General features: G+C 71.2%; 18 protein-coding genes and 1 pseudogene. 5 read left to right on the top strand and 14 right to left on the bottom strand.

All coding sequences use genetic code 11. From position 1 onward, the window contains the following. Positions 1-30 precede the first annotated feature (30 nt). From P1P75_RS10325 to P1P75_RS10355, 7 genes are all read right to left on the bottom strand, one after another. Positions 31-1,050, bottom strand: coding sequence for a TIGR03842 family LLM class F420-dependent oxidoreductase (locus P1P75_RS10325; protein ID WP_319253797.1), 1,020 nt, complete (start codon positions 1,048-1,050; stop codon positions 31-33). An 11-nt stretch (positions 1,051-1,061) separates the two neighbouring features. Beyond that, a complete protein-coding gene (gene hydA, locus P1P75_RS10330; RefSeq protein ID WP_319253799.1) occupies positions 1,062-2,462 on the bottom strand; it encodes a dihydropyrimidinase in 1,401 nt (466 codons plus the stop codon). Between the two features lie 157 nt (positions 2,463-2,619). Then, positions 2,620-3,462, bottom strand: coding sequence for a nitrilase-related carbon-nitrogen hydrolase (locus P1P75_RS10335; protein WP_319253801.1), 843 nt, complete (start codon positions 3,460-3,462; stop codon positions 2,620-2,622). 268 nt (positions 3,463-3,730) lie between these two features. Beyond that, on the bottom strand, positions 3,731-5,317 hold the full coding sequence (locus tag P1P75_RS10340; RefSeq protein WP_319253803.1) for a PucR family transcriptional regulator: 1,587 nt from the start codon (positions 5,315-5,317) through the stop codon (positions 3,731-3,733). Between the two features lie 58 nt (positions 5,318-5,375). Beyond that, positions 5,376-6,659: an aspartate aminotransferase family protein gene (locus P1P75_RS10345; protein WP_319253805.1), complete on the bottom strand. Its 1,284-nt coding sequence runs from the start codon at positions 6,657-6,659 to the stop codon at positions 5,376-5,378. After that, the gene (locus P1P75_RS10350; protein WP_150473447.1) at positions 6,656-7,498 is read right to left on the bottom strand and encodes a nitrilase-related carbon-nitrogen hydrolase; all 843 of its coding nucleotides are present in this window, start codon (positions 7,496-7,498) and stop codon (positions 6,656-6,658) included. The genes P1P75_RS10345 and P1P75_RS10350 overlap by 4 nt, the downstream gene beginning before the upstream one ends. A gap of 183 nt (positions 7,499-7,681) precedes the next feature. Then, positions 7,682-9,328, bottom strand: coding sequence for a hypothetical protein (locus tag P1P75_RS10355; protein WP_319253807.1), 1,647 nt, complete (start codon positions 9,326-9,328; stop codon positions 7,682-7,684). Positions 9,329-9,690: 362 nt separating this feature from the next. Between P1P75_RS10355 and P1P75_RS10360 the strand changes: the two genes are divergently transcribed. Beyond that, positions 9,691-12,237, top strand: coding sequence for an ATP-dependent Clp protease ATP-binding subunit (locus tag P1P75_RS10360; RefSeq protein WP_319253809.1), 2,547 nt, complete (start codon positions 9,691-9,693; stop codon positions 12,235-12,237). 13 nt (positions 12,238-12,250) lie between these two features. Here P1P75_RS10360 and ggt read toward each other — a convergent pair whose 3' ends face one another. Then, positions 12,251-14,050 (bottom strand): gamma-glutamyltransferase, encoded by a 1,800-nt coding sequence (gene ggt / locus P1P75_RS10365; RefSeq protein ID WP_319253811.1) that lies wholly within the window; start codon positions 14,048-14,050, stop codon positions 12,251-12,253. A gap of 142 nt (positions 14,051-14,192) precedes the next feature. Here ggt and P1P75_RS10370 point away from each other — a divergent pair, with 142 nt between their 5' ends. Both P1P75_RS10370 and P1P75_RS10375 read left to right on the top strand, forming a co-directional pair. Continuing rightward, positions 14,193-14,954, top strand: a complete 762-nt coding sequence (locus tag P1P75_RS10370) for a hypothetical protein (protein WP_266464457.1) — start codon at positions 14,193-14,195, stop codon at positions 14,952-14,954. 175 nt (positions 14,955-15,129) lie between these two features. Further along, the gene (locus tag P1P75_RS10375; RefSeq protein WP_319253813.1) at positions 15,130-16,698 is read left to right on the top strand and encodes an alpha/beta fold hydrolase; all 1,569 of its coding nucleotides are present in this window, start codon (positions 15,130-15,132) and stop codon (positions 16,696-16,698) included. Positions 16,699-16,812: 114 nt separating this feature from the next. Here P1P75_RS10375 and P1P75_RS10380 read toward each other — a convergent pair whose 3' ends face one another. The 5 genes from P1P75_RS10380 to pcaC form a co-directional block, all read right to left on the bottom strand. Beyond that, entirely contained in the window at positions 16,813-17,556 is a 744-nt protein-coding gene (locus P1P75_RS10380) for an amino acid ABC transporter ATP-binding protein (RefSeq protein WP_319253815.1), read from the bottom strand. Positions 17,557-17,816: 260 nt separating this feature from the next. Then, on the bottom strand, positions 17,817-18,239 hold the full coding sequence (locus P1P75_RS10385; RefSeq protein WP_319253817.1) for a DUF6278 family protein: 423 nt from the start codon (positions 18,237-18,239) through the stop codon (positions 17,817-17,819). Between the two features lie 272 nt (positions 18,240-18,511). Continuing rightward, the gene (locus tag P1P75_RS10390; protein ID WP_319253819.1) at positions 18,512-19,291 is read right to left on the bottom strand and encodes an exodeoxyribonuclease III; all 780 of its coding nucleotides are present in this window, start codon (positions 19,289-19,291) and stop codon (positions 18,512-18,514) included. Between the two features lie 39 nt (positions 19,292-19,330). Next, positions 19,331-19,966 carry an MBL fold metallo-hydrolase gene (locus P1P75_RS10395; protein WP_319253829.1) on the bottom strand — a complete coding sequence of 212 codons (636 nt, stop codon included), beginning with the start codon at positions 19,964-19,966 and terminating at the stop codon, positions 19,331-19,333. A gap of 67 nt (positions 19,967-20,033) precedes the next feature. Then, complete coding sequence (pcaC, locus tag P1P75_RS10400; RefSeq protein WP_319253821.1) at positions 20,034-21,335, bottom strand: 4-carboxymuconolactone decarboxylase; 1,302 nt, start codon at positions 21,333-21,335, stop codon at positions 20,034-20,036. A 291-nt stretch (positions 21,336-21,626) separates the two neighbouring features. Between pcaC and P1P75_RS10405 the strand changes: the two genes are divergently transcribed. Then, on the top strand, positions 21,627-23,312 hold the full coding sequence (locus P1P75_RS10405) for a ribonuclease J (protein ID WP_319253823.1): 1,686 nt from the start codon (positions 21,627-21,629) through the stop codon (positions 23,310-23,312). Between the two features lie 70 nt (positions 23,313-23,382). Beyond that, the gene (locus tag P1P75_RS10410; RefSeq protein ID WP_319253825.1) at positions 23,383-24,126 is read left to right on the top strand and encodes a spermidine synthase; all 744 of its coding nucleotides are present in this window, start codon (positions 23,383-23,385) and stop codon (positions 24,124-24,126) included. Positions 24,127-24,132: 6 nt separating this feature from the next. On the opposite strand, the pseudogene P1P75_RS10415 reads toward P1P75_RS10410, so the two are convergent. Next, positions 24,133-24,320 (bottom strand): annotated as a pseudogene (locus P1P75_RS10415) (hypothetical protein); the annotation flags it as partial.

The following is a 24,320-nucleotide window of genomic DNA, read 5'->3' on the forward strand; positions in this document are numbered from 1 at the left end:
ACCGGCGGTGAGCCGGTCTCCGTCGCCGGTTCAGCCGTTGAGCGCGGGAATCACCGTGGTGCCGTAGGCGTCGATGGTGGCCTCCTGCGCGTCGTGCATGTCGTAGACGGCGAACTGGTCGACGCCCAGCTCACGCAGCGCGTTCAGCTTCTCGATGTGCTTCTCGACCGGCCCGATGAGGCAGAACCGGTCGACGATCTCGTCGGGCACGAACTGGGTGTCCGGGTTGTCGGCGCGGCCGTGGTGCGAGTAGTCGTAACCCTCGCGCGCCTTGATGTAGTCGGTGAGTTCGTCCGGTACGGCGGCGGAGTGCTCGCCGTACTTGGCGACCAGGTCGGCCACGTGGTTGCCGACCATGCCGCCGAACCAGCGGCACTGGTCCCGGGCGTGGGCGAGCGCCTCGGGCGAGTCGTCCTCGGTGACGTACGCCGGCGCCGCGACGCAGATCTTCACCTCACCGGGGTCACGCCCGGCGGCGACGGCGGCGTCCTTGACCGCCTTGACCATGTACTCGGTGAGGTACAGGTCGGCGAGCTGGAGGATGAACCCGTCGGCCTCCTCGCCGGTCATCTTCAGCGCCTTGGGCCCGTACGCGGCCATCCAGACGGGGAGTTCGGCGCCCGGCTTGATCCACGGGAACCTGATCACCGTGCCGCCGAGGTCGGCCTCGTCACCGCGGCCGAGTGCGCGGATGACCTTCATGGCCTCGCTGATCCGGGCCAGGGTGTTGGGCTTGCGGCCCGCGACGCGCATCGCGGAGTCGCCGCGCCCGATGCCGCACACGGTGCGGTTGCCGAACATGTCGTTGAGGGTGGCGAAGGTGGAGGCGGTGACCTCCCAGGTGCGGGTGCCCGGGTTGGTGACCATCGGGCCGACCGTCAACGTGGTGGTGCTCGACAGGATCTGACTGTAGATCACGAACGGCTCCTGCCAGAGCACGGCCGAGTCGAAGGTCCATCCGTGGGTGAAGCCGTTGCGCTCGGCCCGCTGCATCAGGCTGATGACCTTCGAGGCCGGCGGGTCGGTCTGCAGGACGAGTCCGAAGTCCATTTGCGCCACTCCTAGTTGAGGTACTGACAGGTGGAGCGCGGGGTGTAGACACCGTGGCCGGCGCGGCCGGTGTACTCCCGCTCGGTGATGACGGGCTCGCCGCGCGAGAGGACCGTCTCGACGCGGCCGGTGATCCGCTTGCCCTCGTACGCCGAGTAGTCGACGTTCATGTGATGGGTCTCGGCGGAGACGGTCTGCTCGGCGTGCGGGTCGTAGATGACGACGTCCGCGTCGGCGCCCGGGGTGATGGTGCCCTTCTTCGGGTACATGCCGAACATGCGCGCCGGGGTGGCGCACGCAACCTCGATCCAGCGGCGGCGCGAGATGTGGCCGTCGACGACGGCCTGGTGCAGCAGGTCCATACGGTTCTCGACGCCCGGCAGACCGTTGGGGATCTTGGAGAAGTCGCCTCGGCCCAGCTCCTTCTGGCCCACGAAGCAGAAGGGGCAGTGGTCCGTCGACACCACCTGCAGGTCGTTGGTCCGCAGGCCCTGCCACAGCTTGGCCTGGTGCTCCCTGGGGCGCAGCGGCGTGCTGCACACGTACTTGGAGCCCTCGAAGCCGGGCTCGGCCAGGTTGTCGGTGGACAGGAACAGGTACTGCGGGCAGGTCTCGCCGAAGACGTTCAGCCCCTCGTCCCTCGCCCGCGCCAGTTCCGCAACCGCTTCCATCGCCGATACGTGCACCACGTAGAGGGGCGCTCCGGCGACCTGCGCGAGCTTGATCGCGCGGTGGGTGGCCTCGGCCTCCAGCAGTGCCTTGCGCACCTCGCCGTGGTAGCGGGGGTCGGTCTCACCGCGCGCCAGCGCCTGCTCGACCAGGACGTCGATGGCGATCCCGTTCTCCGCGTGCATCATGATCAGGCCGCCGTTCTCGGCGGAGCGCTGCATGGCGCGCAGGATCTGGCCGTCGTCGCTGTAGAAGACGCCCGGATAGGCCATGAACTGCTTGAAGGAGGTCACGCCCTCCTCCACCAGCAGGTCCATCTCCTTGAGCGTCTCCTGGTTCACGTCGGAGACGATCATGTGGAAGGCGTAGTCGATCGCGCAGTTGCCCTCGGCCTTGGCGTGCCAGGCGTCCAGGCCCTCGCGCAGGGTGTGGCCGACGCTCTGCACGGCGAAGTCGACGATCGTCGTCGTACCGCCCCAGGCGGCCGCGCGGGTGCCGGTCTCGAAGGTGTCGGAGGCGAAGGTGCCGCCGAACGGCAGCTCCATGTGGGTGTGGGCGTCGACCCCGCCCGGGATGACGTACTTCCCGGTGGCGTCGATGACCTTCTCGGCGGTCCAGGCCTCGGCGGCCGGGGTTCCGGAGGCGGCGAGGGCGGCGATACGGCCGTCCTCGATCAGGACGTCGGCGTGGATCTCGTCGGACGCGGTGATGACGAGGCCACCACGGATGACGGTTCGGCTCATGCGTTGACGCTCCGCTGGGTTGTGGTCGGCAGATACGGGTCGTGGGCGGGTGCGGGTCGCGTCCCGGTGCGGGACCGCACCGGGCTCACGGGGACCCCGCCCCGCGCCCCCTGACGAGGGCTTCGCCCCGCACGGGGGACGCGGGGAGCCGCACCGGTCAGGGCGCGGTCAGCGGGGGGTAGGCGTCGGGACGACGGTCCCGGTAGAACTGCCAGCGGTCGCGGACCTCGCGCAGCTTGGCCATGTCCAGGTCGCGGACGACGAGTTCGCTCTCCTTGTCGCTCGCCACCTCGCCGACGAACTGCGCCTCCGGGTCCACGAAGTAGGAGGTCCCGTAGAAATCGTTCTCGCCCAGTTCCTCGACGCCGACCCGGTTGATCGCGCCGACGAAGTACTCGTTGGCGACGGCCGCCGCCGGCTGCTCCAGCTGCCACAGATAGGCGGACAGGCCGCGGGAGGTGGCCGACGGGTTGAAGACGATCTCGGCGCCTTCCAGACCCAGGGCGCGCCAGCCCTCGGGGAAGTGGCGGTCGTAGCAGATGTAGACGCCGATCCTGCCGACGGCGGTGTCGAAGACGGGCCAGCCCACGTTGCCGGGACGGAAGTAGAACTTCTCCCAGAAACCCTTTACCTGCGGGATGTGGTGCTTGCGGTACTTGCCGAGGTACGAGCCGTCCGCGTCGATCACCGCGGCCGTGTTGTAGAGGACGCCGGGCTGCTCCTCCTCGTACATCGGCAGCACCAGGACGATGCCGTGCTCCCTGGCAAGTTCCTGGAAGCGCTTGACGATCGGCCCGTCGGGGATCTGCTCGGCGTACTCGTAGAACGCCGGGTCCTGGACCTGGCAGAAGTACGGTCCGTAGAACAGTTCCTGGAAGCACAGGACCTGTGCACCCTGGGCGGCCGCGTCGCGCACCGCCTGCTCGTGCACCTGGATCATCGACTCCTTGTCGCCGGTCCACGCGGTCTGGAAGACGGCGGCTCGGATCACTCTGCTCATCGGGACCTCCGGTCGCTGGGTGTGCGAGGAGCCTAGGAGTGCCGAAAGCGGGCTTTGAGGTGCACCGTGTCACGTCTGGGGGCGTTGGGCGTGCCACGGTGTCACGACTTCGTCGACGCATGTTTCACCACCGTTTTCCCAGGTCGTCGCATGTTTCACTCCTGTTGCGCACCGGCCGTGCCGACCGGTTTCCCCGTGTTGCCCACCGCGCTTTCCGGCCCCTTGCCGGCCGGCCCCTTGCCGGGGACGCCGGCCGCACCGGTGCGGCTCATGCCTGTTGCGCGTCGTGCGCGAGGAGGGCGATGTGCACCGACGCGGCCTGTTCGAAGTCGTCGAGGTCCACCCCGAGCCGGCCCTGGATCGCCTCGAGCCGCCGGTACAGCGCGGGCCGTGAGACGTGGTGGAGCTGGGCGGTGCGGGACTTGTTGCGGCCGGTGGCGAGGTAGGTGCGCAGGACGGCCAGCAGATCCTCCCCGGCCGCGGACAGCAGCCCGTCCAGTTCCCGCTCGGCGAAGGCCTGCACATGCGGGTCGTCCCTCAACAGCCGTATCAGCCCCCGGAGATGGACATCCCTGAGGCGGACGACGGCCGGGAGGTCGAGGACCGCGCAGGAGTCGGCGACGGCGTCCGCGACGTGCTGGGCCTCGCGCAGTCCCGCGGGCACGTCGTCCCAGGCGACGCGGGGCGCGGCGGCGGCCACGACGGTGCCGCTCTCCCCGGACTCGGTGCGCAGCCGGGCGGCGAAGTGCGCGGTGAGCGCGTCGGCGTCCTGGTCCCGGGCGAGGCTGAGCAGCACCGCGGTGGCCCCGTCGGCGAGTTCGGCGACCAGCCCGGCCATGCCCAGCAGGCGGAGCATCCTCTCCAGCTGTGCGCAGTCGCCGTCCCGGACGACCAGCGGGACGAAGGTGCGCCGGTTGACCGGTAGTCCGGCGGCCCGCGCCCGGGGCAGCAGCTGGCGGGCCGCCACGACGCCGGAGACCAGGTCGGTGAGCAGACCCTGCGTGGACTGTTCCTCCCAGGAGTGGGCGGTGGCGCCGCCGAGCATGCGGTGCAGGACGAGGGCCTCGGCGGCCCGGTCGGCGAGCAGCCGCCCGCCCGCGGTGTCGCCGCGGTAGCCGCAGAGCATGATCTGACCCCAGCGTTCACCGCGTCCGCCCAGTTCGGCGCGGATCCAGCCGTCGCCCTCGCTGCCGCCCGCCTGACGGGCGATGCGTTCCCAGTCGCGCAGCACGTCGTCGACCGCGGACCGCTCCCCGGCCGTGGCCAGGACCCGGTGGGCGAGGTTGGTGACGACGACGGGACAGCCGGTGTGATGGGCGATCTCGTCTAGCAGGTGCTGCAGCGGCGCACCGGTGGTGATGAGTCCGGTGAGCGCGGTGCGTACGGCCTCGGAGAGGCTGACGGCGGCGAACTTGCGCCGCACGAGTCGCGACTGGACCTCCTCGGTCAGTTCCGCGAAGGGGAAGGGCCGGTGCAGGACGACCATGGGCAGCCCGCAGCGTTCGGCGGCGCGCCGCATCGTGTCCGGCGGGGAGGGGAAGGCCCGGCCGAGGCCCAGGACGACGGCGGCGGCCTCCGCACGGTGCAGCGAGCGGATGTACTCGGCCTGAGCGTGCTCGTCGCCGGCGAGCAGTACTCCGGTGGTGAGGACCATCTCGCCGCCGCTGAGCATCACGCCGACGTCGGCGGCCTCGGCGACGTGCACCCAGCGCACGGGCCGGTCGAGCTGGGCCGCGCCGGCCACCACCTCGGGCTCCCCGGCCAGCACGCGTTCCAGCGCGAGGACCTGACGGACCGACAGGGCCGGCTCCAAGGGCTCGACGGGCCCCCGGTACTCCCGGGTGGTGGTGGTCATGGCGTGGTTCCCTTGCTCGGGCGCCGCGTGCGCTCAGGCACCGCGGTGCGCTCAGGCGTTACTGCGTGCTTCTGAGCGCGCTTTCGAGGATCGCGGCGCCCTCCTCGGCCTCCGCGACGGTCAGGGACAGGGGCGGGGCGACACGCAGTGCGCTGGTGCTGTGGCCGCCGCCCTTGCCGATCAGCAGTCCCCCGGCGCGGGCGGCCTCCAGGACCGCGGCGGCCCGGTCGGGGTCGGCCTCGTCGGTGCCGGGCCGGGTCAGCTCGATGCCGATCATCAGCCCGCGGCCGCGTACCTCCCGTACGCCCGGGTCCTGGGCGGCGGCGGCCCGCAGCCGTTCGATGAGGAGTCCGCCGACCCGCCGGGCGTTGCCCTGGAGGTCGTGCTCCAGCAGGTGGGAGAGGTTGGCGAGGCCGGCGGCCATGGTGACCTGGGTGCCGCCGAAGGTGGAGATGCTGTTGGCGTCGAGGCAGTTCATGATCTCGGAGCGGGCGACGACCCCGCCGATGGACATGCCGTTGCCGATGCCCTTGGCGAAGGTGACGATGTCGGGCGGGCCGTTGCGGTCGTGTGCCTGCCAGCCCCAGAAGTGGTCGCCGGTGCGGCCCCAGCCGGTCTGCACCTCGTCGGCGATCCACAGGATCCCGTATGCGTTCAGCACTTCACGGAATGCCGCATACAGCCCGTCCGGCGGGGACGTGAAGCCGCCGACACCCTGGACCGGCTCGGCGATCAGGGCGGCGGGCGGCCGGGTGTGGCCGAGCAGGTCCTTCAGGTCCTCGACGCAGGCCGCGATGAAAGCGCTGTCGTCGAGCGACGCGTACGGACCGCGGGTGCGCACGCCTCCGTGGACGTACAGCGTCTGGAGCGGGGACAGCGAGGTGGGCGACCAGCCGCGGTTGCCGGTGATGCCGACGGCGCTGAAGGAACGGCCGTGGTAACTGTTGCGCATCGCCAGGATCGTGTTGCTGCGCCGGTAGGCGGTGGCGAGCAGCAGCGCGGTGTCGTTGGCCTCGGTGCCGGAGGTGGTGAAGAAGACGCGGGCGTCCGGCATGGCGCTCAGATGGGCGATGCGCTCGGCGAGTTCGACCATCGGGCGGTTGAGGTAGAGCGTGGAGGAATGGATGATCCGTCCGGCCTGCTCGCTCACCGCCTTCGTGACCTCGGGCAGCACATGCGCGGTCATGGTCGTGAGGATGCCGCCGAAGAAGTCGAGGTACTTGTTTCCCTGGGCGTCCCATACGTGGCGGCCCTCGCCGTGGGTGATCTCCAGCGGCTGGTCGTAGTAGAGGGCCAGCCAGTCCGGCAGGACCCGGCGGTGACGGGCGTGGAGGTCGTTCACGGCTGGACCAGCCCTTCGTAGGCGTCGGGGCGGCGGTCGCGGTAGAAGGCCCACGTCTGCCGCACCTCTTCGACCAGGTCGAGGTCGAGGTCGCGGACGAGGAGTTCCTCCTCCTTGTCGCCTGCGGTCCCGCCCACGAACTGTCCGCGCGGGTCCACGAAGTAGGACGTGCCGTAGAAGTCGTTGTCGCCGTATTCCTCGACGCCGACCCGGTTGATGGCGGCGACGAAGTACTCGTTGGCGACGGCGGCGGCGGGCTGTTCGAGCTGCCAGAGGTGGGAGGAGAGTCCCCGGTGGGTGGCCGACGGGTTGTAGACCAGCTGGGCTCCGTTGAGGCCGAGCTGGCGCCAGCCCTCGGGGAAGTGGCGGTCGTAGCAGATGTAGACGCCGACCTTGCCGACGGCCGTGTCGAAGACCGGCCAGCCGAGGTTGCCCGGCTTGAAGTAGTACTTCTCCCAGAAACCCTTTACCTGCGGGATGTGGTGCTTGCGGTACTTGCCGAGGTAGCTGCCGTCGGCGTCGATCACGGCCGCGGTGTTGTAGTAGAAACCGGACTGCTCGATCTCGAAGACGGGGACGACGATCACCATGCCCGTCTCGCGGGCCAGCTCCTGCATACGGCGCACGGTCGGTCCGTCGGGGACCGGCTCGGCCCAGCGGTAGTGCTCCGGCTCCTGGACCTGGCAGAAGTAGGGGGCGTTGAAGACCTCCTGGAAACCGATGATCTTCGCGCCCTGCCGGGCCGCCTCGCGGGCGTGCTCCTCGTGTTTCGCCACCATGGACTCGGTGTCGCCGGTCCAGGTGGCCTGGACCAGAGCGGCACGTACGACGTTGGCCATGAGCTGCTCCTTCGACGGGAAACGTCAGGGCCCTCTACGCCCGTAGACGCTGGTCGTAGAGGGACGAACGTAAGCCTCGGGGACGGGCTTGCCAAGACCATCGTCGTTAACCCGCTGAGTCGATCGCGTTTCACACTCCGGTGGGTGAGCCGCGGGCGGACGGCGTACGCGCGGGCGTGCGGGTCAGGTGGTGAAGCCCGCGACGCGCAGCGCGTGGACCAGGTCCCAGTGGCGCTCGTCCGAGGCGCCGCGGGCGGCCTCCAGCAGCAGCGGGACCAGGAGCTGCGGGTCGGGGGCGACGCTGCGGGCCGCCTCTTCGGGGGTGCGGACGCGGACGTAGGCGTCGAGCAGCGCGCGCACCTCGCGGCGGCGTCCGTCGGCCACCAGGGCGCCGACGGCCTCCCCGATCTCCTCGGCCGGGCGGGCGACGCCCTGGCGCAGGATCTGTTCCCCGTCGGCGGTGCGGCCCGCCTCGGCCAGGGCGTCCGCCGCGGCGACGAGCCGGTCGGCGGGCAGCGAGGCGGCCTCCCACAGCAGGGTCGTCCAGTCGGCGGTGAGCCCGGAGCGCTGGAGGCCGGCGGCGAGCAGCGGGATGCGAGCGGCGGGCCAGTAGGCGAACTCGACGAGCAGCGCGTGCGCCTCGCCGCTGCGGCCCTCGCTGCGGAGCCGGATCAGCCGCTCCACCGCCTCGGTGGTCTCGCGCCGAGCCGCCGCGTCCACCGGCCGGGCCGACGGCTCCGGCCGCTGCTGCGGCTCCTCGGCGGCCCCGGCGAACCGGGCACCGCGCGGGGTGCGGCGCGTGCTCGGCGCGGGCGCCGGCAGCGTCACAGCCTCGTCGACGGGCGGTACGGCCAGGGGCGCGGCCTCCTCCTCGGCCATCCCGGCGAACCGCGCACCGCCCCGACGACGCTTGCGCTGCTTGGGCACGGAGGCGGGGGCGGCGTCGTCAGGGGCGTGCCGGCGGGCGGCCGGGGCGGCGGGTGTTTCCTGACGGGAACGCGGGTCCTGGTGGGGATGCGGGTCCTGGTGGGGATGCGGTTTCTCGCGGGAGTACGCGCCGCCGTCTTCCGTGTTCCGGGCGGCCGGGGCGGCCGGGGCCTCATCCGGGTACGGGGACACGGGGGACGTACGGGAGCCGGCGTACGGGGATGCCGGAGAGGTACGGGTCTCCCCGTACGGGGAGACCTGGGAGGTGTGCGGGTCGCCTGGAGCGGGAGCCGTGGCCGGCCGGGCGTAACCGTGTACGTCTGTTTCCGCCCGCCGGACCGGCACGACTCCGTCGATCCGGCCGCCACCAGCGGCACCCCCACCCGCACCACCACCACGCCGGTCCAACTCGGCGATCCGGTACCGGAGCTCGGCGCAGCGAGCGGTGGCCCGTTCGTGGTCGTCGTGTGCCCAGGCGAGGTCGAGGCGGATGGCCTCGGCCTCCTCGCGGGTGGTCGCGGCGGCGAGCAGGCGGCCCAGTTCGGCCTGCCGGTCGACGGCGTAGCGCTGCTCGCGGAGCATGACGTCGAGCCGGTCCCCGAGGGCGTCGCGAGCGCCGGGTCCGGCGTCGTAGGCCGCGAGGGCGGCGATGTGCAGGGGCCGGGCCCGTTCCGCCTGCTGAGCGGCGACGGGGGTGCCGTAGTGCGCGGCGAGGTCCTGGAGCAGGGCCTCCACGACGTCCCAGGGCGGCACCTCACGGCCGTCGAGGCAGGCCCGCATACCGTCCGGGTCACGTTGCCAGAAGACCGCGCACCAACCGGCACCCTGATCCAGGCGCGCCAGCAGTCCGTCCAGGTAGTTCGCGAACTCCCGCAGTTGCTCTGGGAGTTGATCCAAAGCCATCGCCCAACTCCCGCCGACCGGAACACTCCGGTCCGTAGAAAACACCATACGTGTTACAGCGCGGATACAGGGAGTTTTCCTTGGGGGCGCAAGCGTCTCCCGACACCGCCCCGACGGATGAGCGGAACCGGTTTCCGGCCACCCCCAGCTCGCGCTCCCGCAAACGTTTCCGGAAACCCCAGAAGAGCCGCCGCGGAACCCGCCGGCCCTCCGCGGCCCACTCCGGACCCCGTCCACCGACGCCGGCTCCGTCAGGTCGCGTCCGGACATGCCACCCCAAAAGGAACGTGTCATCGTGGTGTAGCCCGACCCGGACAGGAAACCCGTCCGCACCGGCAACGCAGTCGAGGGAACGGAATGCCATGACCAGCGGCTACATCGGCCCTGAGGGCGACCCCTTCGGTGAATTCCTGGCGCGCTTCTTCGGCGGGCCCCGCCCCGGCCCCCGCCAGATCAACATCGGCCAGCTCCTCAGCCAGCCGGCCAGGGAACTGGTCCGCGGCGCGGCCCAGTACGCCGCCGAGCACGGCAGCCGCGACCTGGACACCGAGCACCTGCTGCGGGCCGCCCTCGCGGCGGAGCCGACCCGCACTCTGCTCAGCAGGGCCGGCGCGGATCCCGACTCCCTCGCGACGGAGATCGACGAGCGCTCCGGCCCGGCGCAGCACCCGCCGGGCGAGGTGCCGCCGCCCACCTCGCTGTCGCTGACGCCGGCCGCCAAGCGGGCCCTGCTGGACGCCCACGACCTGGCGCGCTCGCGCGGGGCGGGCTACATCGGCCCCGAACACGTGCTGAGCGCCCTGGCCGCGAACCCGGACTCCGCGGCCGGGCACATCCTCAACGCGGCCCGCTTCGCGCCGCCCTCCGGCCCGTCCGAGCCCGCGGACACGCTGCCTCCGCAGACCGGCCAGGAGCGGCAGCGGCCCAGCTCCACGCCGACGCTGGACAAGTACGGGCGCGATCTGACCGACCTGGCGCGCAAGGGCCGTATCGACCCGGTGATCGGCCGGGACGACGAGATCGAGCAGACGATCGAGGTGCTGTCGCGGCGCGGCAAGAACAACCCCGTGCTGATCGGTGACGCGGGTGTGGGCAAGACCGCCATCGTGGAGGGTCTGGCGCAGCGCATCACCGACGGTGACGTGCCGGACGTGCTGACCGGCCGCCGGGTCGTCGCCCTGGACCTGCCCGGAGTGGTTGCGGGAACCCGTTACCGAGGCGACTTCGAGGAGCGCCTCAACGCCATCGTGAACGAGATCCGCGAGCACTCCGGCGAACTCATCGTCTTCATCGACGAGTTGCACACGGTGGTCGGTGCCGGCGGTGGCGGCGAGGCCGGCTCGATGGACGCCGGGAACATCCTCAAGCCGGCGCTGGCCCGCGGCGAGCTGCACATCGTGGGTGCCACCACTCTGGAGGAGTACCGGCGGATCGAGAAGGACGCGGCGCTGGCCCGGCGGTTCCAGCCGATCCTGGTGCCGGAGCCGTCGGCCCCGGACGCGATCGAGATCCTGCGCGGTCTGCGCGACCGGTACGAGGCCCACCACCAGGTCCGCTACACCGACGAGGCGCTGGTGGCGGCGGTGGGGCTGTCCGACCGCTATCTCACCGACCGGCGGCTGCCCGACAAGGCCATCGACCTGATCGACCAGGCGGGCGCCCGGGTGCGTCTCGGCGCCCGCACCAAGGGCACCGACGTACGCGCCATGGAGCGCGAGGTCGAGCAGCTCACCCGTGACAAGGATCAGGCCGTCGCCGACGAGCAGTACGAGCAGGCCACCCAACTGCGGGACCGGATCGTGGAGTTGAAAGGGCGGATCGCGGACGCGGCCGGGGACGGCGAGGCCGACGAGGGCCAGCATCTGGAGGTCACCGCGGAGGCCATCGCCGAGGTCGTCTCCCGCCAGACCGGCATCCCCGTCGCGAGCCTCACCCAGGAGGAGAAGGACCGGCTGCTCGGCCTGGAACAGCATCTGCACGAGAGGGTCGTCGGGCAGGACGAGGCCGTGCGGGTCGTCTCGGACGCCGTGCTGCGCTCGCGCGCCGGACTGTCCAGCCCGGACCGGCCGATCGGCAGTTTCCTGTTCCTCGGCCCGACCGGCGTGGGCAAGACCGAGCTGGCCCGTGCGCTCGCCGAGGCGCTGTTCGGCAGCGAGGAGCGCATGGTGCGCCTGGACATGAGCGAGTACCAGGAGCGGCACACCGTGAGCCGTCTGGTGGGCGCCCCGCCCGGCTACGTGGGCCACGAGGAGGCCGGCCAGCTCACCGAGGCGGTCCGTCGTCACCCGTACTCGCTGCTGCTGCTCGACGAGGTGGAGAAAGCGCATCCGGACGTTTTCAACATCCTGCTGCAGGTTCTCGACGACGGGCGGCTGACCGACGCACAGGGCCGCACGGTCGACTTCACCAACACGGTGATCGTGATGACCAGCAACCTGGGTTCGGAGGCGATCACGCGGCGCGGCGCGGGAATCGGTTTCGGTGCGGGCGGCGCCGAGGCCGACGAGGAGGCGCGCCGGGAGCAGATCCTGCGTCCGCTGCGCGACCACTTCCGGCCGGAGTTCCTCAACCGCATCGACGAGATCGTCGTCTTCCGCCAGCTCAGCGGTGACCAACTGCGGCGGATCACCGATCTGCTGCTGGACGGGACCCGTCGGCTGGTGCACTCGCAGGGCATCGCGGTGGAGTTCTCCGAAGCGGCCGTCGACTGGCTTGCCGAACGCGGTTACCAGCCCGAGTACGGGGCCCGCCCGCTGCGCCGCACCATCCAGCGCGAGGTCGACAACCAGCTGTCGCGGCTGCTGCTCGACGGGCGGGTCCAGGAGGGCGCCCGCGTGACGGTCGACGTCCAGGACGGGCGGCTCACGTTCCGTACGGTCCCCGACGAGCCGCCCGCTCCCGAGCTGTGAGGTTCCCGGCGCCCTACGGCGCCGGCAGCACCACCTGCGCCGAACCGCCGCCCCGCCGTACGGTCTCGGCCGCCGCGAGCCACTTCCCGCCGGGCAGCCGCTGGACGGCGGTCGCGGCGCCGATCTCCGGGTTGAGCCGGAAGGAGTGCCCGATCGCCGCCAGTTCCTGGGCCGGGCCGGTGCCGTAGAGGCCGGGTTCGAGTTCCGTCTGGGCGGCGTTGCGCTGGCTGGCGCGGGGGGCGGCGATGGCGTCCACGAGCGGGAGCCCGCGGTCGAGGAATTGGGTGAGGGTCTGCAGGACGGTGGTGATGATGGTGGCGCCGCCGGGTGAACCGAGGGCCACGACCGGCTGGTTGTGCCGGTCGAGGACGATGGTCGGCGCGATCGAGGACCGCGGCCGCTTGCCCGGACCGGGCAGGTTCGGATCGTGCACGGCCGGGTTGGCCGGGGCGAAGGAGAAGTCCGTCAGCTCGTTGTTGAGGATGAATCCGCGTCCGGGGACGGTGATGCCGCTGCCGCCGGTCTGCTCGATGGTGAGCGTGTAGGAAACGACGTTTCCCCACTTGTCGGCGACGGTCAGGTGCGTGGTGCTCTCGCCCTCGTAGGTCGTCGGCGCTGCTGTGCCCGCCGTGTTGCAGGCCGCCGGGTGGCGCGGGTCGCCGGGCGCGACCGGGCTGGTGAGCACCGCGTCGTCCCTGATCAGGCACTCCCGCGAGTCGGCGTACCGCTTGGAGAGCAGTTCCCCGGTCGGTACGTCCTCGAAGGCGGGGTCGCCGACCCAGCGCCCGCGGTCGGCGAAGGCGATGCGGCTGGCCTCGATGTACCGGTGCAGGTACTGGGCTCGGCTCGCCTCGGACAGGTCGGTCCGCTCCAGGATGTTGAGGGCCTCGCCGACGGTCGTGCCGCCGGAGGAGGAGGGCGCGATGGAGTACACGCCGAGGCCGCGGTAGGTGGTCCTGGTGGGCGCCTGGAGCTTGGCGCGGTAGGCGGCGAGGTCTTTCGCGGACAGCTCGCCGGGCCGGGCGTTCCAGCCCGAAGCCGGGTCCACCGGCGGTTTGTTCACGGTGTCGACGATGTCCTCGGCGAGGTCGCCCCGGTAGAGCGTGCCGACCCCCTTGCGGCCCAGCTCGGCGTAGGTGCGGGCGAGGTCGGGGTTCTTGAAGGTGGAGCCGACGGCCGGGAGCTGTCCGCCGGGCAGGAACAGTTCGGTGGTGTCGGGGAAGTAGCGGAAGCGGGTCTCGTTGGCGGCGGTCTGGCTGCGGAAGGTGGCGTCGACGGTGAAGCCGTCGCGGGCCAGGCGCTCGGCGGGCTTGAGCAGTGTGCCGAGCTTCCTGCTGCCCCACCGGTCGAGGGCGGTCGCCCAGGTGGCGGGCGTGCCGGGGGTGCCGACGCCGAGGCCGCTGCTGACGGCGTCGGCGAAGGCGAGGGGCTTGCCGTTCTCGAGAAACAGGTGCGCGTCGGCGGTGAGCGGCGCGGTCTCGCGGCCGTCGATCGTGCGCACCGTACGGGACTTGGCGTCGTAGTAGACGAAGTAACCGCCTCCGCCGATACCGGCGGAGTAGGGCTCGGTGACGCCGAGGGCGGCGGCGGTCGCGACGGCCGCGTCCACGGCGTTGCCGCCCTTGCGCAGGATCTCGATGCCGGCCGCGGAGGCGTCCGCGTCGACGCTGGCCACGGCACCGCCGTAGCCGACGGCGACGGGTGTCTTCTCGGCGGCGGTCCCTCCGGCGGCGGGTGGCGCCGCCGCTCCCACCGAGACAACGGCAGCGGAAACCGCCAGGACGAGCAGTTTCCGCGCGGCAGAGCGACGCATCCGTACCTCCAGTCCGGGAACGTCCGCGCAGCGTAACCACAACGCCAGGCCCCCGACAGCCCCTTTTGGGCAGTGTCGTACGACTGGCACACATCGAACAGGGGTACGTTCCGGCCATGGGACCCCAGTACTATGCGCGCCCATGAATGACGACGTGCGCAACATCGTTCTGGGTCTGGTCGCGGCCGGTATCAGTGCCGCGCTCGGCTGGGTCGCCCGCACCTACCTCTGGCGACGCAGACTACGGCGCAAGCAGGCATTCTTCGGGCTGCCGGACAACTCGGAGTGCCTGCTCGTCGTCAACCGCGACCCGGCGGCCTCGGAACCGGCGGTCCACCGCTTCGACGTCTTCGCGCTCCTGGAGCTGTCCGCACTGATCAAGGACTGCGGGGCCAACGTCCAGGTGGTCACCCAGGACACGGCCCAGCAGGGCTTCGGCGAGCGCACCGAGTTCTGCGTGGGCGGCCCGGCCTCCAACCGGCGGATGATGGCGCACATGGCGGCGATGCTGCCCGGCGTGCGGGTCAACGTCGACGCCGAACCGGGCCCGGACCGCGGGGCGTTCCAGATCGGCAGCGAGCGGCACCGCCTGGAGGCGGGCGTCACCGAGTACGTGCTGCTGGCCCGGCTGACCGCCGCCCAGCGCCGCGACGCCCGGCCGGTGTTCCTCTTCTGCGGCCAGCGCGCGATCACCAACCAGGCCGCCACGCGCTATCTGGCCCGCAACCACGAGCGCCTCCACCGCAAGCACGGAAACAACTCCTTCGTGCTGTTGCTGAAGGTCGTCAACTCCCAGGCGTACGGCCCGGACGTGGTGGAACTGGTCGCCGATGTGACGCGGGCCGCCCAGACGCCGCTGCCCGCGCAGGCCGTCGCCACCCGCGCCTCACACCGCGCGTCCTGACGTCTGCACGGCTGCCCCTCCCCCACTCCTGCCGGCCCGTCCGCAGATGACCCGCACCCGGTTCCTCACCCGCTCAACAATCGTTACTCGCACGTAACTTACCGGCTGGTTACTTACGGTAGGAGCGAGAGGTTACCGTCGGGTCACTTTGCACCGGCACGAGTGAGGAGTGACCGTGGGACACCGCCGCAGGGCCCTGCGTACGACCGCCGTGGGCGCCGTCTGTGCGACCCTGGTCGCCGGTGGCGTCCTCGGTCTCGCCCCCGCCGCGCAGGCCGCCACGAGCGGCATCCGCTTCGTCGACATCCGGAGCGCGGACGGCACCGTGCTGAAGGCGAACGTGGTCACGCCCGCGGGCACCGACGGCACCGGCCGCCACCCCCTGATCGTGTTCCCGACGAGCTGGTCCTTCCCCCAGGTCGAGTACCTGGCCCAGGCCAGGCGGCTCGCCGACTCGGGCTACATCGTGCTCACGTACAACGTGCGCGGCTTCTGGCAGTCCGGCGGCGAGATCGAGGTGGCGGGCCCGCCCGACGTGGCCGACGCGTCCACGGTGGTCGACTGGGCACTCGCGCACACCGCCGCCGACCCGCGCAACATCGGCATCGGAGGCGTCTCCTACGGCGCCGGCATCAGTCTGCTCGCCGCCGCGCACGACCCGCGCATCAAGGCCGTCGCGGCGCTCAGCGGCTGGGCGGACCTGACCGGGTCGATCTACTCCGGCCGCACCGAACACGTCCAGGCGGCCGCCCTGCTGGACGCCACGGGCACGGTCACCGGCCGCCACAGCGCCGAGACCCGCCGGGCCTTCGACGACTTCTACTCCGCCGACCTGTCGAAGGAGCAGGACCTGATCGCCTGGGGGAAGAAACGTTCCCCCGTAACCTACCTGGACCAGCTCAACGACAACGGCGCGGCGGTCATGCTCGCCAACACCTGGGGCGACACGGTCTTCCCGCCCAACCAGTACGCGGACTTCTACGAGAAGCTGACCGGCCCGAAGCGGCTGGCGTTCCGGCCCGGCGACCACGCGACGGCCGAACTCACCGGCCTGTTCGGACTGCCCAACGACGTGTGGACCGACACCGTGCGCTGGTTCGACCACCACCTCAGGGGCGTGGACAACGGCATCGGCCGTGAGCAGCCGGTGCGGATCAAGTCCCGTTCCACAAGCGGTTACGAGGGTTACCCGGACTGGAAATCGGTTACCGCTACCACCCGCAAGGTGAACCTCGCCGGCACCACCACCATCCGCGCCAACGTCAACTCGGGTGCGGACGCCGGGATCGTGTTCCTGTCGAGCATCCTCGACCAGGTCGCCCGGCTGCCCCCGGTGGCCTCGATCCCCCTGCTCCCCCGCCGCTGGGCCGCCGTCTGGCAGTCGCCGGCGTATGCCAGGACCCAACAGGTGCGCGGCACCGCGAGGTTGCACACCACGGTGACGCCCACCCAGGAGAGCGGCACCGTCGTCGCCTACCTCTACGACGTGGGGCCGCTCGGCCTCGGCAAGCTGGTCACCAACGCGCCGTACACCTTCCACGCGCGCACCCCGGGCGAGCCGTTCGGCGTGGACCTGGAACTGTTCTCCACGGCCTACGACGTCCCGGCCGGGCACCGGCTGGCGCTGGTCGTCGACACGGTCGACCCGCTCTACATCGAGCACAACCCGACCGGCGCGCGGCTGACCTTCTCCTCACCGCCGAACGACCCGTCCTACGTGTCGATTCCGCTGCGCGAGCAGTGATCTCCGGCCGCCGCCGGGCGGGTATGGCTCCTGTGAATCTGCCCCTACGGCCCAGATGAACGACCCATCCTAGACGAGGTTGTGTCCGGGGGGTCATGGCGGGCGCGGACTCGGCTAGTGCTTGAGGATCTTGGAGAGGAAGTCCTTGGCCCGGTCGCTGCGCGGATCGGTGAAGAACTCGTCCGGGCTGCGGTCCTCGACGATGCGGCCGTCGGCCATGAACACCACACGGTTGGCGGCCGAGCGGGCGAAGCCCATCTCGTGGGTGACGACGACCATCGTCATACCGTCCCGGGCGAGCTGCCGCATGACTTCCAGCACCTCGTTGATCATCTCCGGGTCCAGGGCGGAGGTCGGCTCGTCGAACAGCAGCGCCTTGGGCTCCATGGCGAGGGCGCGGGCGATGGCCACGCGCTGCTGCTGACCGCCGGAGAGCTGTGCGGGGTACTTGTCGGCCTGGCCGGCCACACCGACGCGGTCGAGCAGGGCGAGCGCCTTCTCCTCGGCCTTCGCCTTGTCGGTCCTACGGACCTTGACCTGGCCCAGCGTCACGTTCTGGAGCACGGTCTTGTGTGCGAACAGGTTGAAGGACTGGAAGACCATGCCGACGTCGGCGCGCAGCCGGGCCAGTTCCCTGCCCTCGTCCGGGAGCGGTCTGCCGTCCAGCAGGATGGTGCCCGAGCGGATGGTCTCCAGCCGGTTGATGGCCCGGCAGAGCGTCGACTTGCCCGACCCCGAAGGGCCGATGACCACGACCACCTCCCCCTTGCCGACGGTGAGGTCGATGTCCTGGAGGACATGCAGTTCCCCGTAGTACTTGTTGACGTCACGCAGCTCGATCAACGGATCGGCGGCCATGCGCAGCCCTACTCACTCTCAGCTGTCCCGTGCAGCCGCAAACTATCCAGATAAAACTGACCTAAAGACACGACACGCACTTGTCCCGCATTAGCCGTATTTAAGCTCCCGGCAAACCCTCTGATCGAACCTCGACTTCAGCCTCCACCCAAGCCTCCGCCCGAGCCGCCACCCGAGCCGCCGCCTCAGATCTCAGCCTCGGACCTCCGCCCCAGACCTCCGACCGAGACGGCCCCAGACATCCGACCCAGACCTCCGCCTCAGACCTCCGCCACCTCGCCGTAGCGCTGAGTCAGCTCGGGAACGCCGTTGACCGCCCACTCCTGCCCGGCCGTCACCACGTCGAACTCCCGGCCCGACGCCAGCCGCACGACAGGCTGGCCGCCGGGCCAGACCTCCCAGGCGGCGCCGGGGACGGTGCGCACGATCACGGTGCCGAGGTAGAGGCCGGCGTCGTTGCCGAGCCAGGGCAGGTTCTCCTCGTCGTCGCGCCAGCGCGGCAGCAACTGGTCGAGCGCCTCCAGCGAGGCCGGTGTGTCGTCGAGCCGGATACCCTCCCGCTCCGCCAGAGTGCGCAGCAGCTCGCACTCGGAGAGGAGTTCGGCGACCCCTTCGGGGTCGGCGGCGGTCAGCGTCGCCTCGGCGTGCTTCTTGCGCCTGATGCCCAGGAAAGGGATGTTCATACGCCCAGCGTGACATTCACACCGGCGTGCGCACCACAGGCGCGCGGGCGGCCGCGGGCGGCCGGATCCCCTGCCCCACCCGCACACCGGATTGACCGGTACGTGGCATTCTCGCCGCCGTCGCGGTGCCGGAACGCGCCGCCGTCGCGGTGGGCCGGAACGACCGACCGGATGTACGGGAGGAGTCGGTACGTGTGCCGGCCTGTACCCGGGGTTCCCGTGGTGACCCTGGCGCCCCTGCCCACGAGCGCGGTGGCCGTGTTCCCCGGGGCCTACACGTCCAGGTCGACGACGACCGGTGCGTGGTCCGAGGCGCCCTTGCCCTTGCGCTCCTCGCGGTCGACGTAGGAGTCCTTGACGGCCTTGGCGAAGGGCGCGTTGCCGTAGACCAGGTCGATGCGCATGCCGCGGTTCTTGGGGAAGCAGAGCTGGCGGTAGTCCCAGTAGGTGAAGGGGTGCTCGTACTTCAGGGGGCGCGGGACGACGTCGGAGAGGCCCGCACCGCGCAGGGAGGCGAGGGCGGCGCGCTCGGCGGGGGTGACATGCGTGGAGCCCTCGAAGGCGGCCACGTCGTAGACGTCGTCGTCGGTCGGCGCCACGTTGTAGTCGCCCAGCACGGCGAAGGGGCGGCTGCCTCCCGCGTCACCGGCGACCGCGGCCCTGAGGGCCTCGAACCACTGGAGCTTGTAGGCGTAGTGCGGGTGCTCCACCTCGCGGCCGTTGGGCACGTAGACCGACCAGACGCGGACCGGGCCGCAGGTCGCCGCGATCGCGCGGGGCTCCGGGGCGCCCTCGTAGCCCGGATCGCCGGGCAGGCCCTTGACGACGTCCTCGATGCCCACGCGGGAGAGCACCGCCACGCCGTTCCACCTGCCGGTGGCGTGGACCGCCGCCTCGTAGCCCAGCTCGCGCAGCTGGGCGAAGGGGAACTGGTCCTCGGAGACCTTGGCCTCCTGGAGGCAGAGCACGTCGGTGCCGCTGCTCTCCAGCCAGGCCAGGAGCCTCGGCAGGCGGGCGGTGATCGAGTTCACGTTCCAGGTCGCGATGCGCATGCCCGACAACCTACCCGCAGGGTCCGACAACGCCGTCGCTCAGATCTGCGCCGAGGCTCCCGGCGCCAGCCGCCCGTGGTCCGCGCCGCCCAGGTTGCCCAGGTGCATGTCGTAGATCGGGCGGGCGAGGTCGGTGAGGAGGGCGTCGTGGATGTCGTAGACCCGCCGCGGAGCGACCTCCCTCACGTACTCGATGACCTCGGCGATCTTGTTCCAGGGGGCCTGGACGGGGGCGAGGAGGGTCTCCACCGGCCGGCCGGGGACGGTGAGGGCGTCGCCGGGGTGGAAGACACGGCCGCCGTCGATCAGGAAGCCCACGTTGGTGACGCGCGGCAGGTCCGGGTGGATCACGGCGTGCAGCTCGCCGTGGACCTGGACGTCGAAGCCCGCGGCGGTGAAGGAGTCCCCGTGGCCGACGGTGTGGACGCGGCCCGGGAAGGCGCCCGCGATCTTCTCCGCGACCGACGCGAGGGTCCAGATCTCGGCGGCCGGGTCGGCGTCCAGGGCCGCCCGCAGCCGCTCCTCGCTGAAGTGGTCGGGGTGCTCGTGCGTGACCAGGATCGCCTCCGCGCCGAGCGCCGCGTCCTCCTCGGTGAACGCGCCCGGGTCGAGAACGAGCGTGCGGCCCGCCTTCTCCAGGCGGACACAGGCATGCGCCTTCTTCGTGAGCTTCAGGGGCGTCACGGGTGTCTCGGAAGTCATGGCCGTCATGGTCCCATCCTGCCTCCGCCGGGCGGCCCGCTCACTCGGAGGGCGTCGTCTCCTCCCGGATGACCTGCTGCGCCACCCGGAACGCGCTGTTGGCGGCCGGTACGCCGCAGTAGACCGCCGCCTGGAGCAGAACCTCCTTGATCTCGTCCGGGGTGAGGCCGTTGCGCAGGGCGGCGCGGGTGTGGAAGGCCAGCTCGTCGAGGTGCCCGCCGGCCACCAGCGCGGTGAGTGTCACGCAGGAGCGCGACCGCCGGTCGAGGCCGGGACGGTCCCAGATCTCGCCCCAGGCGTAGCGGGTGAGCAGTTCCTGGAAGTCACCGGAGAAGTCGTCGGCCTGTGCCAGTGCCCGGTCCACATGGGCGTCCCCGAGGACCTCGCGGCGCACCTTCAGCCCGGCGTCGTAGGGGTCGGGGCGGCCCATGATCTGCGCCGGCACGGTCATCGGGGCGGGGGCGATCTCCGCGATGGGCGCGGCCTGCGGGGACACGGCCTGCACCGGCCTGAGGGAGACGCCGGGGACGGCGGTCTGGCCCGTGCTGTGCTCGTAGGCGGGCTGCCAGGCGGTCGAGAAGTGCCGGACCAGGAGGTCGGTGACGGCGGCGGGCTGCTCGACCGGGACCAGGTGGGAGGCGCCGGGGACGACGGCGAGACGGGCGTCGGGGATGCCGGCGACCAGGGTGCGGGCCTCGGCGGGGCCGGTGACCTGGTCGTCCGAGCCGACGAGGACCAGCGTCGGCACACCGACCATGCCCAGTTCGGCCCGCACGTCGAAGGAGGCGAGCGCCTCGCAGGCCGCGATGTAGCAGCCGGGGTCGGTGGTGCGCACCATCTGTACGGCCCACTCGGTGATCGCGGGCTGCGCGGCGGCGAAGCCGGTGGTGAACCAACGGTCGGGCGAGGTGCGGGCGATGGGGTCGAGACCGTTCGTCCGCACGATCACGCCGCGCTGGCGGAACTCGTCCGCCGTGCCGAACCGCGGCGAGGCCGCGATGAGCGCGAGCGAGGCCACCCGCTCGGGGTGACGCAGTGCCAGCTCCACACCGACCGCACCGCCGAGCGCACAGCCCGCGTAGCCGAAGCGCTGCACCCCGAGTGCGTCGAGTGTGGTCAGCAGCCGCTCGGCGAGGTCGCTCACGGAGCCCGCCGGATAGGCCGGGGACCCGCCGTGACCGGGCAGGTCGAACCGGAAGATCCGCCACTGCTGGGCCAGCTCGGGAACCTGCCGGTCCCACATGTGCCAGGTGGTGCCCAGTGAGGGACCCAGGATCAGTACGGGGGCGTCTTCCGGCCCGTCAAAGCGGTATTGGAGGGTGTTCGTCGGTGTCTCACTCACGCCCTGCACGGTCTCACATCCCACGATTTCTCACGTGCGGGGGTCCAACCCCGTACAAGGCGTCCCACGTTGTGACGACCTCGAGGAGAGGGTCCACAACCGGCCGTCGGGTGCTGTCCGGCACGGTGATCGGTGAGGCGGGAGGCGGGGGCGCACGGGCCGGCTCGGGCCCTTGTCGCGGTCCGGGGGCTGACCAGCGCGGACTTCGCGGTGGCCGCTCGGCGGAGGGCGGGCGGGCCGCTGCGGTGGCGGGGTCACGTCACGGGCTCCGGTCTCCGGTAACGTCAAGGTATGAGTCATCCGCATCCTGGCCTGAAGACCGCCCCGCCGCTGCCCGCCCAAGGTTTGAGGGTCGTCGCCCTGGGCGGCCTGGGCGAGATCGGCCGCAACATGACCGTCTTCGAGTACGCCGGCAAACTACTGATCGTGGACTGCGGGGTGCTGTTCCCCGAGGAGACGCAGCCCGGGGTGGACGTGATCCTTCCCGACTTCACCTCGATCAGGGACCGCCTGGACGACATCGTGGCCGTCGTCCTGACCCACGGGCACGAGGACCACATCGGCGGCGTGCCCTACCTGCTGCGCGAGCGGTCCGACATTCCCGTCGTCGGCTCGAAGCTGACGCTGGCGTTCCTGGAGGCCAAGCTCAAGGAGCACGGCATCCGGCCGCGGACGGTGCGGGTGAAGGAGGACGACAAGCGCAAGTTCGGCCCCTTCGAGTGCGAGTTCGTCGCGGTCAACCACTCCATCCCGGACGGTCTCGCCGTGGCGATCCGGACCGGAGCCGGGCTGGTGCTGCACACCGGCGACTTCAAGATGGACCAGTTCCCCCTCGACGACCGCATCACCGACCTGCGTGCCTTCGCGCGGCTCGGCGAGGAGGGTGTGGACCTGTTCCTCACCGACTCCACCAACGCCGAGGTGCCCGGCTTCACCACGTCGGAACGCGAGCTGAACCCGGCGATCGAGCAGGTGATGCGTACGGCTCCGCGCCGGGTCATCGTCTCCAGCTTCGCCAGCCATGTGCACCGCATCCAGCAGGTCCTGGACGCCGCCCACCAGCACGGCCGCAAGGTCGCCTTCGTCGGCCGCTCGATGGTCCGCAACATGGGCATCGCCCGCGAGCTGGGCTATCTCAAGGTGCCGTCCGGTCTGGTCGTGACGACCAGGGAGCTGGAGAAGCTCCCCGACCACCGGATCACGCTGGTGTGCACCGGCTCCCAGGGCGAGCCGATGGCCGCGCTGTCCCGGATGGCCAACCGCGACCACATGATCCGTATCGGCGAGGGCGATACCGTGCTGCTCGCCAGCTCGCTGATCCCCGGCAACGAGAACGCCATCTACCGGGTGATCAACGGGCTGACCCGGTGGGGTGCCCACGTCGTCCACAAGGGCAACGCCAAGGTGCACGTCTCCGGGCACGCCAGCGCCGGCGAACTCGTCTACTGCTACAACATCGTCAAGCCGCGCAACGTCATGCCGGTCCACGGCGAGTTCCGCCACCTGCGGGCCAACGGCGACCTCGCCATCCGTACGGGTCTCGACCCCGACCGGGTCGTCATCGCCGAGGACGGTGTCGTCGTCGACCTCGTCGACGGGCGCGCGTCCATCACCGGCAAGGTGCCCGCGGGCAACGTGTACGTGGACGGCATGGAGGTCGGCGGCGTCACCGAGGCGTCCCTCAAGGACCGCCTCACCCTGGCCGAGGAGGGCGTGGTCACCGTCGTGGCCCTCGTCGACGCCGACACCGGCGCCCTGGCCGAGGCGCCCGACTTCCTGGCCCGTGGCTTCGTCCATGACGAGACGACGTTCGAATCCGTCATCCCGGTCATCGAGAAGACGCTGGCCACCGCCGCGGAGGAGGGCGTGGGCGACTCACGCCAGCTCGAACAGATGATCGCCCGTGCGGTGGCCAACTGGGCCTTCCGCACCTATCGCCGCAAGCCGCTCATCATCCCCGTCATCATCGACGCCTGAGCCTGATCCGGGCCGAACCCTCCGGCCGCCGGCCCACCGCCGGCGGCCGGGACAGAGACGAGGAACACCGATGAGCGCGCGCTTCGACGAGATCGACTGGCGTCCGACGCCGCTGGGGGACATCAGCCTGCGGCGGCGCAGGTATCCCGGCTCGGACGACGACGTGTACGAGGTGAAACTGGGCGACGAGTTCCTGATGTCCAGCCTCTTCACGGCCGGCGAGATCGCGCTGACGGAGCTGGGGCTGGCGCGCCTGCCGGGCGGCGCCGAGCTGGACGTCGCGGTCGGCGGGCTCGGCCTCGGGTACACCGCGCGAGCCGCTCTGGACGACCCCAGGGTGCGCTCCCTGATCGTGGTGGACGCGCTCGCCGAGGTCATCGACTGGCACGAGCGCCACCTCGTGCCCCTCGGCGCCCGCCTGACAGGCGATCCCCGCTGCGCTCTGGTGCACGCCGACTTCTTCGAGGCGGCCGCGGGCCCGGCCGGCCTGGACCCACGGTCACCGGGGCGCCGCTTCCACGCGATCCTGCTGGACATCGACCACTCCCCGCGGCACGTGCTCAACCCCCGCCACGCCGCCCTGTACCGCCCGGACGGGCTTCGCGCCCTCGCCGAGCACCTTCACCCCGAGGGCGTCTTCGCCCTGTGGTCCAACGACCCGCCGGACGAGGAGTTCACCGCCACGCTCGCGGGCGTCTTCGCGGGCGTCGAAGCCCACGTCGTGGAGTTCGACAACCCGCTCCAGAGCGGCACCGCGACCAACACCGTCTATCTGGCGCGCAGAGACCAGGGCCACACACCGGGCGACGGCTGAGGCCTCTCAGAGGCCGTCGGCCGAACCGCCCAGGCCGGTCAGGGCGCCCACCGGGTCGGTGTCGGGGGTACCGCGGGGCCACCAGTCGTCGTGGCCGGGCTCCGATTCGTAGGGGTACCACAAGCCGTCGCGGCCGAAGCGGAGTTGGACGTGGCCGCGGGGGTGGGTGAGGTGGTTGCGCCAGGGGCGGAAGG

It is taken from the genome of Streptomyces sp. ID05-39B, from assembly GCF_033794725.1.
In the GTDB taxonomy this organism is placed as follows: Bacteria; Actinomycetota; Actinomycetes; order Streptomycetales; family Streptomycetaceae; genus Streptomyces; species Streptomyces bobili.